12 protein-coding genes are annotated in these 15,106 nt (G+C 43.3%); 4 read left to right on the top strand and 8 right to left on the bottom strand.

Features of this window, described 5'->3' with window-relative positions; all coding sequences use genetic code 11:
* Positions 1–10: 10 nt before the first annotated feature.
* Positions 11–2,218: a GTP diphosphokinase gene (relA, locus tag SWP_RS05980; protein ID WP_020911518.1), complete on the bottom strand. Its 2,208-nt coding sequence runs from the start codon at positions 2,216–2,218 to the stop codon at positions 11–13.
* 138 nt (positions 2,219–2,356) lie between these two features.
* Positions 2,357–3,694 carry a 23S rRNA (uracil(1939)-C(5))-methyltransferase RlmD gene (gene rlmD / locus SWP_RS05975; protein WP_020911517.1) on the bottom strand — a complete coding sequence of 446 codons (1,338 nt, stop codon included), beginning with the start codon at positions 3,692–3,694 and terminating at the stop codon, positions 2,357–2,359.
* A 97-nt stretch (positions 3,695–3,791) separates the two neighbouring features.
* Here rlmD and barA point away from each other — a divergent pair, with 97 nt between their 5' ends.
* A complete protein-coding gene (barA, locus tag SWP_RS05970) occupies positions 3,792–6,599 on the top strand; it encodes a two-component sensor histidine kinase BarA (RefSeq protein WP_020911516.1) in 2,808 nt (935 codons plus the stop codon).
* Positions 6,589–7,197: a YjaG family protein gene (locus tag SWP_RS05965; RefSeq protein WP_020911515.1), complete on the top strand. Its 609-nt coding sequence runs from the start codon at positions 6,589–6,591 to the stop codon at positions 7,195–7,197. Before barA ends, SWP_RS05965 begins: the two co-directional genes overlap by 11 nt.
* A gap of 69 nt (positions 7,198–7,266) precedes the next feature.
* Here SWP_RS05965 and SWP_RS05960 read toward each other — a convergent pair whose 3' ends face one another.
* On the bottom strand, positions 7,267–8,172 hold the full coding sequence (locus SWP_RS05960) for a LysR family transcriptional regulator (RefSeq protein WP_020911514.1): 906 nt from the start codon (positions 8,170–8,172) through the stop codon (positions 7,267–7,269).
* Positions 8,173–8,317: 145 nt separating this feature from the next.
* Between SWP_RS05960 and SWP_RS05955 the strand changes: the two genes are divergently transcribed.
* Positions 8,318–9,274: an AEC family transporter gene (locus SWP_RS05955; RefSeq protein WP_044555713.1), complete on the top strand. Its 957-nt coding sequence runs from the start codon at positions 8,318–8,320 to the stop codon at positions 9,272–9,274.
* A 270-nt stretch (positions 9,275–9,544) separates the two neighbouring features.
* Entirely contained in the window at positions 9,545–11,206 is a 1,662-nt protein-coding gene (recN, locus tag SWP_RS05950) for a DNA repair protein RecN (protein ID WP_020911511.1), read from the top strand.
* 64 nt (positions 11,207–11,270) lie between these two features.
* On the opposite strand, the gene SWP_RS05945 is transcribed toward recN, so the two are convergent.
* The 5 genes from SWP_RS05945 to ribBA form a co-directional block, all read right to left on the bottom strand.
* Complete coding sequence (locus SWP_RS05945) at positions 11,271–11,765, bottom strand: phosphatidylglycerophosphatase A family protein (RefSeq protein WP_044555712.1); 495 nt, start codon at positions 11,763–11,765, stop codon at positions 11,271–11,273.
* The gene (gene thiL / locus SWP_RS05940; protein WP_044556297.1) at positions 11,765–12,724 is read right to left on the bottom strand and encodes a thiamine-phosphate kinase; all 960 of its coding nucleotides are present in this window, start codon (positions 12,722–12,724) and stop codon (positions 11,765–11,767) included. The genes SWP_RS05945 and thiL overlap by 1 nt, the downstream gene beginning before the upstream one ends.
* Positions 12,725–12,880: 156 nt before the next feature.
* Complete coding sequence (gene nusB / locus SWP_RS05935; protein WP_020911508.1) at positions 12,881–13,288, bottom strand: transcription antitermination factor NusB; 408 nt, start codon at positions 13,286–13,288, stop codon at positions 12,881–12,883.
* A gap of 14 nt (positions 13,289–13,302) precedes the next feature.
* Entirely contained in the window at positions 13,303–13,779 is a 477-nt protein-coding gene (ribH, locus tag SWP_RS05930) for a 6,7-dimethyl-8-ribityllumazine synthase (protein WP_020911507.1), read from the bottom strand.
* 145 nt (positions 13,780–13,924) lie between these two features.
* A complete protein-coding gene (gene ribBA, locus SWP_RS05925; RefSeq protein ID WP_020911506.1) occupies positions 13,925–15,028 on the bottom strand; it encodes a bifunctional 3,4-dihydroxy-2-butanone-4-phosphate synthase/GTP cyclohydrolase II in 1,104 nt (367 codons plus the stop codon).
* Positions 15,029–15,106 lie beyond the last annotated feature (78 nt).

The following is a 15,106-nucleotide window of genomic DNA, read 5'->3' as shown; positions in this document are numbered from 1 at the left end:
GATCGGTATATTAAACTCTTCGTGCTTCACTGACGCCATCAACCTGAGATAGCTTAGCAATCACTCGAGATAAGCCATCAAGATTGTACAATTCAAGTTCTAATTCGATAGTCGCCGTTTGCGTTTTCACATCCGAGCTTGAGCTCATCGACAAAACGTTAGACTTTTCCGCAGCCAGCACAAACGTAAGATCTCGCAGCAGTCCAGAACGGTCACTAGCAAAGACTCGAATTCGGATCTTGTAACCACCAGAATAGTTCTCTCCCCAAACCACTTCAACAGAGCGTTCAGGATGAGCACGAATAAGCTCTTTAACCTGATCGCAATCAGCTCGGTGCACTGAGATCCCACGCCCCTTGGTGATGAAACCAAAGATTTCATCACCTGGCACAGGTTGACAGCACTTAGCAATATGGCTCATCAGGTTCCCCACACCGTCAACCTCTACCTGACCTTTACCTTTTCGAGCTGGCTTGCTTTGACTCTTTTTGACAAGGTCTTCGAGTACTTCTTCATCGGATAGCTCGTTAGTGCGCAGCTTGCTTTGCACATGGTTAACCACTTGGTTAAGACGAACATCACCACCGCCAATACCAGCAAGTAGGTCATCCATACTCACCATATTGAAGCGTTCAACTGCTGATTGAGCATCTTTAATTTTTAAATTAGTGCGCGCAAGTTCAGTTTCTAACATTTCACGTCCGGCAACAATGTTCTTATCTCTGTCTTGCTGTTTGAACCAGTGCTGGATCTTAGAGCGCGCCCGAGATGTTTTGATGTAACCCAAATTAGGGTTAAGCCAGTCTCTTTTCGGGTTAGGGTTCTTAGAAGTAATAATCTCAATGCGCTGGCCGGTTTCAACTTGGTAAGTAAACTGCACAATGCGGCCGTCAACTTTAGCGCCAATACACTTATGCCCGACATGGGAATGGATATAGTAGGCAAAATCTAGCACGGTAGAACCAAGTGGTAGGTCGACGACTTCGCCGCTTGGGGTAAAGACGTAAACGCGATCTTCAAACACTTGGCTGCGTACTTCATCAACTAAATTGCCGCTTTCAGCAACATCTTCCTGCCACTGTAGAATCTTACGCAACCAATTTATTTTCTCTTCATACCCGCTTTGCTTTCCGCTAGCGCTGCCCTCTTTATACTTCCAGTGTGCAGCAACACCCAGTTCAGCATCTTCATGCATCTGCTCGGTGCGGATTTGAATTTCTACAGTCTTACCTTCAGGTCCCACAACAATAGTGTGAATAGACTGATAGCCATTAGGTTTCGGATTCGCTACGTAATCGTCGAACTCCCGTGGGATATGATGCCAAAGAGTATGTACAACACCGAGTGCGCCATAGCAATCTTGCAGTCTATCGGTAACGATTCTCACCGCTCTAACATCAAACAGCTCATCAAACTTGAGCTGCTTACCATTCATCTTCTTCCAGATACTGTAGATATGTTTTGGTCGGCCATAAACTTTGGCGCGAATTTGGTCTTTATCTAAACGTGCCTGCAGTTGGCTGACAAAGTCATCGATAAAGGTTTCCCTATCGATACGCTTACCATCAAGCTGTTTAGCGATATCTTTATAGGTTTGTGGATGCAGGTAGCGAAAAGAGATATCTTCAAGCTCCCATTTTAACTGTCCAATACCTAAGCGGTTTGCCAGCGGAGCATAAACATCGGCAATCTCTCGAGCGATGAGTACTTTGACCTCTTCATCGGCATTTTTTATCTCACGTAATAGGCAGATGCGCTCTGCGAGTTTAATAACCACTGCGCGTACATCTTCAACCATCGCCAATAGCATTTTGCGGATATTGTCGATTTGTGGTTCGCCGTTGCGAGTTTGGTTATCTACCTTTAATGCGCCAATCGCATTCATGGTCTGAACACTAGAAACTAAAATCTCTAATTTAGCACCGAAACGCTCTTGAATTTCTTCTTCAGAGATCAGGTCAGCATCAAAAACAACAAACAGAATGGCCGCTTGTAGGGTTTCAATGTCCATATTGAGCGGAGCAAGGATCTCTATCATCTCTCGGGCACGTTCAAGCACAGGCGTTTTGGTCTTTTTGTCCTGACCAACTAAAAGCTCCACCTGCTCAATCAACTCCAAAAGAGTGTTGGCTTCGTTGGAATCACTTATATAACGTTTGACCCACTCTTCGAGTTGAAAGTCAGGGTCGCTAAAATGTGCTTCACGAACTGATACCATTATCTGTTATTCCTTTAAAATCCTAAGGCTGATTAACTTATAACGGTTAATCTTATCCTTTTAAAATTAAGACTCTCTATCTTCAGCATTCAGCGTTTGATGTCAATGAACAAACGCTGACTATCGTAACTAAAAATGTCATTTACCGAGTTCAAATAGTGCCATCGATTCCAAATGGTGTGTTTGTGGAAACATATCCACCATGGCAATTTTTGTCAGCCTGTATCCTTGTTTCAAAATCACTTCGCTGTCGCGGGCTAAGCTAGCTGGGTTACACGATACATAAACCAATGCTTGCGGCTTTAATTTTTTAAGTGACAGCATGCTCTCATAAGCACCAGCTCTTGCAGGATCGATTAGCATCTTATCGACTTTTCCTAACCATGGCTGTTGTGACAAATCAGCACTTAGATCTGCATGGTAAAAAGAGACTTTATCTAGCGCAGCACCTTTGGCATTAACCGTTGCCTGTTCAACCATCGCTGGCACACCTTCAACACCTATAACTTCAGCGCCACTTTTAGCTAGAGGCAAACTGAAATTTCCGATCCCACAGAACAGGTCTAGCACTCGCTCATTTGCTTGCGGTGCTAACCAATCCACCGCTTGATTAACCATAGCTTGGTTAACGGAGGCATTGACCTGAATAAAGTTACCTGCTGAAAATTTAAGCTCTGCATCGCTATCATTAAAGCTATAAAAAGGCTGCTGACCATGGCCACTTAAAGACTCAGTGTTGGCATCGTCATCTTGTAGCAGCATATTAAGCGAGTGGCTTGCACCAAACTCGGCTAATCGCTGGCGATCTTTATCCGATAATGCTTTAGTAACTCGCAGCACCACAAAGATACCGTTATCAGCCAATGTAAGTTCAACATGGCCAAGCGCTTTCTTACCACTTAATTGATTGAGTAAAAAAGCCAATTCAGGGATCAAAGCAGACAGTGGCTTAGCCAACACAACACAAGATTGGATCTCAACCACGTCACTACTACTGCTCGCACGGAAACCTAAACTAATATGCTTAGTTTTTTTATCAAACCAGGTCGCTAAACGTGCCCGTCTACGGTAATGCCATGGTGAATCGCTTAAAGTTTCACAAACTTGGCTTGCCGTTGTTTGGGCAAATTTGGCCACTAGCTCTTGTAATGCTTTCGCTTTATGTGCTCGCTGTGATTCGACATTAAGGTGCTGGAGATCACAACCACCGCACTTTTCATAATGAATACATAAGGGGGAAACTCGTTCACCCGAAGCTGTTTCCACTTTTAATAATTTAGCTCTAGAAAACTTCTTCTTCTGCTCAGTCAGTTGTACCTGCACGGTTTCGCCTGGCAATGCACCATTGATAAAAACAATCTTGCCTTGATGGTGAGCGATACCTGCGCCAAGGTGATCTAACTGGGTAACATTCAAAGATAACTTTGACGATAATTGTTTAGATCTATTTGGTTTTGCTTTAAAAAATTGTGCCATTTTACTCTCTAAATAGATAAAAAAACTGGCCAACACAGGCTGTTACTGGCAGTCTATCGAATACTCACACTATATTTATCGGTAACGCAATCATCTCATGAATGAAGCCAACAATATGACCAAATACAGCCTACGTTCATGGGTTCTGGTATTGGCGTTAGCTCCAACTATTTTAGTGGGTATTTTATTGGGCAGCTATTTTACCATAAATAGATTCTATGAACTTGAAGAAACGCTCATCGATCAGGCGAGTAATATTATCGAACCTCTGGCGATTGCAGCAGAGGTTGGTTTAGACAGTAAAGATTTTGAAACCACCAAGCGATTGATCACGGCCGCTCAGCTAAATAAAGCCTCTTTAGTACAATTCATTGCTATTTTTGACGTCAATAATCGCGTTGTTGTCACCTCGCATCATTACAAAAATCATGAAGTTATGCGATACGACAAGCCATTAAGTTCAATGCTAAGAACCGAACTTGAGCAAGTGGGCGATAGTATGATTTTACGCAGCCCTATTTTTAATAATAGTGCCATCAAGCCTATCGATAACTTTGATGAGAACAACCAGCCCATTGAGGCTGAGGTGGTAAAGTTAGGCTACATATCTATATTGATCAATAAAGAGAATGCGCTGCTTGAGCAACATCGTGCTGCGGTTGCCGCTTTTATTATTGTGTTAATAGGGGTTCAGCTAAATTTATTCTTTACTTTTCGGCTGGTTAAAAACGTTACCCAACCCATTACGGAAATGGTACGAGTTGTCGCCAAAATTCGAGAGGGCAAACTCGATACTCGCCTAACGGGCAATTTGATTGGTGAACTCGACCTACTCAAGCGTGGTATTAATGCCATGGCGGGTTCTTTGTCTGAATATCACGACGAGATGCAGCAAAATATTGATCAAGCCACATCAGATCTACGCGAGACACTAGAGCAGATTGAAATTCAAAACGTCGAGCTTGATATGGCAAAGAAACGAGCGTTGGAAGCCAGCCGGATTAAATCTGAATTCCTTGCCAATATGTCGCATGAGTTACGCACCCCGCTTAATGGAGTGATAGGTTTCGCTAAGCAACTGCTGAAAACGCCCCTGCACTCTAGCCAGCAAGATTACATTCGTACTATCGAGCGAAGTGCGACGAACCTTTTGAGTATCATTAACGATATCTTGGACTTCTCTAAACTCGAAGCCGGTAAAATGGTATTGGAGAATATGCCATTCTCACTGCGGGAGGTTATCGAAGAAACGGTGACTATGCTCTCGAGCAGTGCTAGGGAAAAAGAGATCGATCTAGTGATAGATGTGGACCCACGCATCCCAGAGGATGTCACTGGCGATGCTATGCGTTTTAGCCAAGTTATAACTAACTTGGTTGGCAATGCGGTAAAGTTTACTGACAGTGGTAGCGTACAGCTAAAAATGCAATTAGAAGAGATAGCTGACGGCAGTGTGCATGTCCGCACCGAGATTATTGATACTGGCATAGGTATCGATGCAGACAAGCTCGCATCTTTGTTCCAGGCTTTTGGTCAAGCAGACTCTTCCATCTCACGACGCTTTGGTGGAACAGGCTTAGGACTTGTGATCACCAAACGCTTAGTTAATCGAATGGGCGGCCAAATTGGCTGCAACTCAGAACCGCAGCAAGGCTCGACCTTTTGGTTCTCTTTACCGCTAAATTTAAGCCAATACCCTATTAGCGATTCCTTGCCCATCGGTACGCTAAAAAATAAAAGTATTCTATTATTCGAACCGAATCCGTTATCACACCATGCTATAGAACGCATGCTTACTCGTTGGGGATTAAAGGTCACCAAAGCTACCACCAGCAAACAATTAGAGTTTATTGTCACTCAGTCAAGTCACTTGTTCGATTATGGCCTGTTTAGTTGTAAGGGAATCGCAGCTTCAGGTAATGCGGCTGAATTGCTCAAGGTCACTAAACCTAAGGTGAACTACTTAATGTTGATTACCAATTGTGTCGAAAGCGAAGAGGTATTCTCACAACTTCGCCCCTATATTGATAAGCAACTTACTATGCCTATAGGTGAAAAAAGGCTGTCGAGTAGCTTAATTGATCCGCAATCAACGATAGAAGCTGAAGCTTTGCCACTGCCTATGCCATTTGCTATTCCCGAGGCAAAAGAGAACTTAACAGTACTCGCTGTTGATGATAATCCAGCTAATTTGAAGCTAATTGACACCCTACTCAATGAACTAGTAACTCAAGTTCATATAGCTGACAACGGTGATGCCGCCGTACAACTGGCAAAGCAGCGCAGCTTTGACCTCATCTTTATGGATATACAGATGCCGGGTACCGATGGCATTAGTGCCACTAAACAGATAAGACAAAACTCAGCTAATCGCAATACCCCAATAATAGCGGTGACCGCACATGCTATTGCCGAAGAACGCGAACGTATATCATCTAGTGGAATGAACGGTTACCTGCCTAAACCAATTGACGAAACTGCACTTAAAAATGTTATTCACAAATGGAAGAACAAACCTAAATTTACTCATTTTGATCAGCGTACACTTAACTGGGAGCTATGTTTAACCCAGGCGAATAATAAGCCAGACTTAGCACTCGATATGTTGAAGATGCTATTAAAGTCGTTGCCAGAGTCTGTTGAACATATAAATAGTGCACTGGCGAGCTTCGATCAACAGGGCATGTTGACCTGTATACACAAGTTGCACGGTGCAAGTTGTTATTGCGGTGTACCGACTACACAACAGCTTTGCCAAGAAATTGAATCAGGATTAAAGAAAGGCATTGCAGTTGAAGACGTAGAACCTGAAATCCTTGAGTTACTTGATGAGTTAACTAAGGTAGAATCAGCGGCTAATCAAGTGATCACCCAGCTATCAGTGGATGTAAAAGATGACAAATAAGACGGGCTTTTTTCAACGCCTTAAAGGGCTAACACTAGCGCAAAAGAAACTTTTTGCTATTGCACTCTGCCAACGTATGCTGCCCAATTATCAGCTTTTTTCTGAAGTGTGTGAATTTGGCAACCCAAAAGTACTCGATACACTGCTTAATCTACTTTGGCAGTCTATGTATGACAATAAGCTTAAGCTAAACATTGAGCTGCAAATGGAACGTATTGAAGAGAATACTCCTGAGCCAGCAGATTTTGACGTGTATGGCGTCTACCCTGCAATGGATGCAGCTGTTGCGTTAACCTCTTTGCTGAGTGCATTAGAGAGCAAAGTAGAAGAAGATATTACGAATATCAGTAAGCTTTCATCAGCCACTGTTGCTAACTATATTGAAGCGACCTGTGAGCAAGAGTTTGATAAAGAATCTGAACTAGATGACTATATATTCAACCATGAAGTGATGGTTGAAGAAAAAGAGATGCAAGCAGTTCTTCTACAAGCCATTGAAGAAAACCCTCATCTTAAAGCTGATTTTGTCAAAGAGTTACGCCGAGAAATTGTCGCCGTAGGCATTTCAAATATCGGCATTAGCCACACTGAAGCTTAAACAAAACACCGATCTAAAAAGCCGTTCATTGAACGGCTTTTTTATTGCGCAATGTTATTCTTAATCAGGCTATTTGCTTTCCATCGAGAACAGCTGCTCAGCTTTCGAATGCATAAACTCGATAAATAGTTTTACCTTTAACGGCTGATGACTACGCTGGTGATATAAGATAGAAATCCGCCTTTTTTCACCAATCCACTCAGGCAACAAGCTTTGTAACTGACCAGAGTTGAGCTCATTTTTTACAAAAAGTGCAGGGCCGTACAGTATTCCACCATTATCCACAGCCGCTCGGACGGCACCATTTAATTCACTCAATGTTAACTTAGCTGGTCCATCATAATAAAAGCTCTCTCCTGATGGGTGCTTGAGTGTCCAGTTAAAAAGCGGCCACACTTTTATCAGTGCATGATTATCTAGCTCGCTTGGATGTGTAAAAGGAGCGGCGCTGGCAATATAACCAGGCGATGCAAATAAACCATAATTAAGCACTCCAAGAGAGCTTGAGATCCAAGAGGAGTCTGGTTGGGTACCGCCAACGATGGCAACATCAACACCTTCATCAATCAAATCAATAACGTTGTTATTCTGTACAATATGCAGCTGAATATCGGGATACTTTTCACAGAACTCATTAATAGCATTTATGAATATCATCGAGATAATTGACACCGGCGCTGCAATCCGAAGGGTACCTTCAGGCGTATCGACCGCTGCGCCACGAATGCTATCAAACTGAGACACAATAGCCTGATACTGCTGGAACAGCGCTATCCCCTCTTCGGTTAAGCGCAACTTACGTGTGTTGCGCATTAAAAGTTGTTTATCAAGCAATGTTTCTAACTTTGTCAGTTTTCGGCTCACCGTTGCGATAGGCATCTCTAGCTCTTTCGCTGCTTGAGAAAAGCTCCCAGCATTAACTAAGTGCACAAATTGGTAGATCAGCTGTAGTTCCAATCCAAAGTTGCTATTCATCGATATAAACCTTTGCGTTTAAAACTTAAAATGACGAGCGGCTACGACCTAAGGTCAATAGTACACCAAAGAGCAACTATGTTAGTGTTCCAGCTCAATGTTAAGCGTGTTTAACGCATATTATCCCAAGTGAATAGAGAACAGCATGCCAGCAGTATTGACGCCGCTCCTCGCCGTATTTGGCATTATGTTGATTGGAACTTTGGTACAGAAAACAAAGTTATTACCATTTGAGACAGACCAAGTGTTAAACCAATATGTTTACTATATTGCGTTTCCGGCCATCATGCTTATTACCCTGGCACAGACACCTATAAGCGACATACTTCACTGGGGGTATATTGCAGGCTTTAGCGCTGCGATGCTAATTAGCTACGCCATAACATTTGTAGTGTCATTGCTCGTAAGCCCAGCCAAAAAAGCCGTCGCAACAATGCGAGCGCTTAATGCCACTTTTGGAAATACTGCTTTTATCGGTATGCCGCTCATGGCAATACTGTTTCCAGGCAATCAAGTTGCGTTGGCAGCGGCGGCGATTGCCAGCTTATTATCAGTGTTAATTTTCGCCGTTGCCTTGGTGTCTTTAGAAGTCTTAGGCAGCAACAACCAAACTTCAGCAATAAAAGTCATTGCTCTCGCCTTAATCAGAAACCCCATTGTCGTCGGCAGCTTTGTCGGGATAAGCCTATCTGCAATGACAGTAACCTTGCCGGAAAGTCTCGCGCTTATTATTAAGCAACTCGGCTTGACATCAAGTCCCTGTGCACTATTTGCCATTGGTATGGTATTAGCAAAATCTGGGCAACATCAAACATCGAAGCAGCTTATTAATTATCAACAGTTGAGTGATATCAGCGCAATAAACATGATTAAGTTGTTCATACAGCCTTTTATCACTTTCCTGCTAATGACCAGCTTAGAGGTAGACTCACAGTTAATTTCGATGGGCGTGATGCTTGCGGCACTGCCCACTGCAGCAAGTGTTTACTTACTCGCTCAGCGTTATCACACTCAAGTGATAACCAGTGCTCAAGGAATACTATTGGGTACGCTTGTTACCTTCATTAGCTTGCCCCTATTAGAAGTATTTTTGCTCGGCTAAAACCAATTAACGCTTAATTGTTCTATGCTACGACAACAGAGACTCAATAAAGCGCCATCAACAAGTTTAAGAGTGAGCGATAATCAGTCCATCTGAACTTCCTCTATGACAAGAAGGCAACCAAATAACCTAACTCGTTTGAAATCAGTAAATTGTGATCATTTAAATCGTAAAGAGCTAAACATTGATTGATTTAACAACAAATAGTTTACTGTATAGAAAAACAGTATATACTGTTTATCAATACAGTGTTTTGGATAGGACATCACTATGCTTTGCCAACTCAGCATTAACAATTTTGCTATTGTGCGTTTTTTAGAACTCGATTTTAAAGCCGGAATGACCAGTATTACCGGTGAAACGGGTGCAGGTAAATCTATTGCAATTGACGCATTAGGCCTATGCCTGGGCAATCGAGCTGATGCCAATACTATTAGGCCTGATGCCACAAAAGCTGAGGTTAGTGCTCGCTTCTCCCTATCTGATATTCCTCTTGCTAAACGCTGGTTAGAAGACCATGACCTCGAACTGGACAATGAGTGTATTTTAAGGCGTACGATTAATAGTGATGGACGTTCTCGTGCATACATTAATGGTAACCCGGTACCATTAGCCCAAATTAAATCTCTAGGCCAACTGCTTATCGGGATCCATGGCCAACATGCTCACCATGCAATGCTAAAAAGTGAGCACCAGCTTACATTGCTCGACAGTTACGCCAATCATAAAATGCTGCTCGATTCGGTCTCGTCCAGTTACCACCGCTGTAAAACGATAGAGAAAGAGCTGCAGCAGTTAGAGCTTGCTCAACACGAAAGATTAGCACGCAAGCAATTACTACAATACCAGGTAGAAGAACTTAACGAGTTTGCCATTAGCGAAGGTGAATTTGAGACCATTGAAGCCGAACATAAAAAACTTGCCAACAGCACTGCACTCATTGAGTTATGCCGCAGCCAATTACATATTTTGCAAGAAAACGATCAGGGCAGCATTGAATCGCTACTCAATACCTCTATCAGCCAAGGGCAAGATTTAGAGAGCTATGATGCAGAACTTGGTAGCGTCGTCGTTATGCTCAATGAGGCGCTGATCCAAGTGCAAGAATCCAGTAGCGAACTTGAACGTTATTTAGATGGCTTGGAGTTAGACCCTGAATACTTTGAGCAGTTGGAGTTACGCATATCTAAGGCGCTACAATTAGCGCGCAAGCACCATGTCAACGCCGCGGAGCTATTCGCTTATCATCAAGCTCTATTAACAGAGCTTAATGACTTAGATTCCGATGAAGACAGGCTTGATGAGATCCGTAATCAACTCAGTAACAGTCAACAAGCCTATTTAAACCATGCAAGAAAACTAAGTCAAAGTCGCAGTCGTTACGCTAAAGAGCTTGATAAAAAGGTCACCCAATCTATACATGAGCTCAGTATGCCAAAGGGTAAGTTCAGCATTTCAGTCAATTTTAATGAAAGCATAATTAGCCCACATGGCTGTGATGGAATAGAGTTTTTAGTCACCACCAACCCCGGACAGCCTTTACAACCAATAGCTAAAGTTGCCTCTGGTGGTGAGTTATCTCGTATTGGGCTCGGTATTCAAGTGATAACCGCTAAGAAAGTAGCGACGCCGACACTAATTTTTGATGAAGTTGATGTTGGGATATCAGGACCAACTGCCGCGGTTGTCGGGCGTATGTTGCGCAGCCTAGGTGAATCAACTCAAGTTTTTTGTGTCACCCATCTGCCGCAGGTTGCTGGTAACGGTCATCAACATATGTTTGTAAACAAAAACAGTAAAGCGGGCAAAACTGAAACCTCGATGGTGCAGTTAGATAAAGAGCAACGCGTTGAAGAACTGGCACGCTTATTAGGCGGCGATACCATAACCAGCAACACTTTGGCTAACGCTAAAGAGTTACTGTTAAGCTAAGTGTCACAAGACAGTTTAAGGCATAAAAAAAGGAGCTAATAAGCTCCTTTTCCTTTTGGCTTGATTAAATCAAGTAGTAAGCGGCAACTTGTAGACAAATAAGTGAGAATATACCAGCCAATACATCATCGATCATAATACCGAAACCACCATGCACTTTGGCATCTAGCCAACGGATTGGCCAAGGTTTTAAAATATCGAAAAAGCGGAACAATATAAAACCGGCTAACAGCCACTGCCAGCCGGCTGGTGCTGCTATCATAGTAATGAGCAAGCCTGCGATTTCATCCCACACAATCGCGCCATGATCATGAACGCCCATATCTTTAGCGGCTTTATCACAGATATAAAAACCAATTAACACACTAAATATCGTAAGGCCTATGTACCAAGGTAGGCTTAACGGCGCCATAAGCAAAAAGACGGGGATCGCGGCGATAGTACCGAACGTGCCTGGTGCCTTTGCCGCTAAACCAGAGCCAAAACCTAATGCCAAAAAGTGGATTGGGTTCTTAAGCGAAAGCTTAGCCACCGCTTTATCTTTTGAGAGTAAATCCATCAATTAAAGTGCTCAAATCCAAGGTTAATAGGTTCGAATGGTTGGTTATCTAATAGCAAATTTAGCTTACCGCCAGTGCAGACTTGGCCAATTTGAGTAAACTTAACGCCCGTTTCAGCCAATGCGATTTCTAATGCGCCTTTTTGCGCCTCAGAAACGGTAAAAAGTAGCTCATAATCTTCACCACCGGTTAATGCATAACTCAATGCCAACTCATCGGAAACATTAGCTTTTAGCTCTTTGGATAATGGAAGTTTATCTACATTGACCATAGCACCGATATTAGACGCTTTAAGTACATGCTGTATATCAGAGACTAAGCCGTCAGAGATATCGATAGCACTGGATGCCAAAGTCCTTAACGCTTGTCCTGCAAGTACTCTTGGAGTCGGTCGATAATGACGATTGATAATATACTCTCTATCAGCCTCATTACATTGCGCTTTGCCTCGCAACAGATCCAAGCCGAATGCTGAATCGCCCAAGGTCCCCGTAACATAGATCCAATCACCATTTTTTGCACCACTTCGTGTCAGACCAGTGTGCTCCGGTACTTGTCCATTTATCGTAATGGTGATTGAGCGAGGCCCGCGAGTAGTATCCCCTCCCACTAGCGCTACACCGTAATACTCAGCAATTTCAAACATACCAGTACTGAAATCTGCAAGCCAATTCTCATCGACTTCAGGTAGCGTTAGCGCCAACGTCATCCAAGCAGGTTCAGCCCCCATAGAGGCAAGATCTGATAAGTTAACCGCCAAGGATTTGTATCCCAAAGCACTAGCAGGCATATCTGGGAAAAAATGCACGTTTTCCACTAGCGTGTCACAAGATATCGCTACAGACTTATTAACAGCAGGCTCAACAATGGCACAATCGTCGCCGATGCCAACTGCCACGTCTTTTCGAGACTGGGCGCGCCCAGTAAAATAGCTTTCGATTAATTGAAATTCTTTCACAATACCAATCACAATTTAAAAGTGGACTGAAGAAAAGGAGCCAAATAGTCTGTGGGTATCAAGGCTATTCCACTGCGCTTACCCCGTATCGCTGGGTTCATGCAGCAAAGACTCTCTTTTAGCCATAAAAAACGGCATCCGAAGATGCCGTTTTGACTATTTAGTTCTTGCTACTAACTTATCCAGAATACCGTTAACGAACTTATGTCCATCTTCAGCGCCGAATGCTTTGGCAAGCTCGATAGCTTCGTTAATCGCTACCTTATATGGAACGTCTTTACGGAAAGTCAATTCATAAGCCGCTAGGCGTACGATCGCTTTTTCGACTGGATCAACTTCATCCATAGGACGAACCAAAAATGGAGTGATAAGCTCATCTAATTGGCTTTTCTTTGTTGCAACGCCACCTAATAACTCACGAAAGTAAGCTATATCGACACCATCAACATTTTGTTCAGTTAGAAACTCATGCTCAACATCAGCAATATTGTTGCCACTTAGCTGCCAAGAGTATATGGCCTGAACCGCTAAACGACGTGCCTTTCGGCGCTCTGAAGGCTTCATTAAATTGTCCTAAATTACAGCTGTTCTTCAAGTGCTTGCAAAACGTTAACCATCTCTAGCAGACCCAAAGCAGCTTCGCCGCCTTTGTTACCTGCTTTAGTACCTGAACGCTCAATAGCCTGTTCAATGGTATCTGTAGTTAAAACGCCGAATGAAACAGGAATATCATACTCAAGTGCAACTTGAGCTAACCCTTTATTACATTCGCCTGCAACCAGATCAAAATGAGGTGTACCACCACGGATAACCGCACCAAGTGAGATTATGCCGTCAAATTTTCCGCTTGCCGCAACACGACGGGCTGCAAGTGGCAGTTCGACAGCGCCTGGGACTTTAATTACAGTGATATTGTCATCTGCAACCTGACCAAAACGCTTTAGAGTGTCTACCGCACCATCAAGCAAACTCTCAACAACAAAGCTGTTGAAACGTGAAACTACAATCGCAATTTTTGCGTTTTTCGATTCGATATTACCTTGAACTACGTTCATTTATCTTACCTAAATTAGCTTAATGACCCAGCATGGGGGCGGAAGAGGCGGTATGATACCACAGCCACTTACGCTGATCCCTATGCAATTTATAAGAAAAGAGTGAAATTGCACCTCGGGTGATAATAATCACCACCAGTAAATTTTATTCTGCAATATATTCAGTAACTTCCAAGCCAAAGCCTGATAGTGAATGATAACGCTTTGGTGAACTAAGCAGTCGCATTGACGTAACACCCACGTTAGCGAGAATTTGTGAGCCTACACCCACTTGGCGAGATGTCCCTTGCCACTTAGCTGCAATAGGAGCACTGCCATTATCTTCAGCTTCGAATGCTTTAACTTTAGCCAAAATATCGCTGCTATGCTCTTGATGACCGAGCAACACAAGTACACCACCTTCATCCCCAATACGCGCCATTGCCTTCTCTAACGGCCAGCTACGCTGCTGATCACGTTCAGAGTGCAATAAGTCGTTAAAGGTATTTTGTAGGTGAACACGAACCAGTGCATTCTCGGTTACAGGGCCTTTAACTAAAACGTAGTGTAATTGGTTATCGATGGTGTCACGGAAAGTCAGCATATCAAACTCGCCAAAACGAGTGGGTAGCTTACACTGTGCTTCGCGCACAACGCTGGTCTCTTTGGTATTGCGATACTCAATTAAGTCAGCAATGGTGCCCATCTTTAAACCGTGCTTTTCAGCAAAGATTTCAAGATCGGGACGACGTGCCATAGTGCCGTCGTCGTTAAGAATTTCAACAATCACTGATGATGCTTCAAAACCTGCGAGCCTTGCTAAATCACAGCCTGCTTCGGTATGTCCTGCGCGAATAAGTACACCGCCCTCTTGCGCCATCAATGGAAAAATATGACCTGGCTGAACAATATCAGCAGGTTTTGCGTCTTTACCGACAGCAGCTTTAACTGTTACAGCTCGATCTTGAGCAGATATCCCGGTTGTAACGCCCTCTGCCGCTTCAATTGACACGGTAAAGTTAGTTGAAAACTGCGCATTATTATTTGTGACCATCAACGGAAGATTTAGCTGCTGGCAGCGCTCTTTAGTTAATGTCTGACAAATAAGACCTCGACCAAAAGTGGCCATAAAGTTAACGGCCTCAGGCGTCACCATGTCAGCAGCCATAATAAGGTCGCCTTCATTTTCTCTGTCTTCATCATCCATCAAGATAACCATCTTACCTAGACGAATATCTTCAATGATCTCTTCTATACTATGTAACGCCATGTTTAGACCTTTATTTTTGTGTTACTGCGTTAGCTGAGGTCGCTAATCAATAAGCCGTTTGTGGCACTGCAGTAAATA

Origin of the sequence: Shewanella piezotolerans WP3, assembly GCF_000014885.1 — a bacterium.
In the GTDB taxonomy this organism is placed as follows: Bacteria; Pseudomonadota; Gammaproteobacteria; order Enterobacterales; family Shewanellaceae; genus Shewanella; species Shewanella piezotolerans.
Note: the sequence above shows the minus strand (reverse complement) of the source record. Positions and strands in the feature narration are given on the sequence as shown.

Excerpts from the sequence above, each read along its gene's own strand:
- SWP_RS05965 (WP_020911515.1), top strand. The coding sequence starts at position 6,589 with ATGACAAATAAGACGGGCTTTTTTCAACGCCTTAAAGGGCTAACACTA.
- nusB (WP_020911508.1), bottom strand. The coding sequence starts at position 13,288 with ATGAAGCCTTCAGAGCGCCGAAAGGCACGTCGTTTAGCGGTTCAGGCC.
- relA (WP_020911518.1), bottom strand. The coding sequence starts at position 2,218 with ATGGTATCAGTTCGTGAAGCACATTTTAGCGACCCTGACTTTCAACTC.
- ribH (WP_020911507.1), bottom strand. The coding sequence starts at position 13,779 with ATGAACGTAGTTCAAGGTAATATCGAATCGAAAAACGCAAAAATTGCG.
- SWP_RS05955 (WP_044555713.1), top strand. The coding sequence starts at position 8,318 with ATGCCAGCAGTATTGACGCCGCTCCTCGCCGTATTTGGCATTATGTTG.
- SWP_RS05945 (WP_044555712.1), bottom strand. The coding sequence starts at position 11,765 with ATGGATTTACTCTCAAAAGATAAAGCGGTGGCTAAGCTTTCGCTTAAG.
- barA (WP_020911516.1), top strand. The coding sequence starts at position 3,792 with ATGAATGAAGCCAACAATATGACCAAATACAGCCTACGTTCATGGGTT.
- recN (WP_020911511.1), top strand. The coding sequence starts at position 9,545 with ATGCTTTGCCAACTCAGCATTAACAATTTTGCTATTGTGCGTTTTTTA.
- SWP_RS05960 (WP_020911514.1), bottom strand. The coding sequence starts at position 8,172 with ATGAATAGCAACTTTGGATTGGAACTACAGCTGATCTACCAATTTGTG.
- ribBA (WP_020911506.1), bottom strand. The coding sequence starts at position 15,028 with ATGGCGTTACATAGTATAGAAGAGATCATTGAAGATATTCGTCTAGGT.
- rlmD (WP_020911517.1), bottom strand. The coding sequence starts at position 3,694 with ATGGCACAATTTTTTAAAGCAAAACCAAATAGATCTAAACAATTATCG.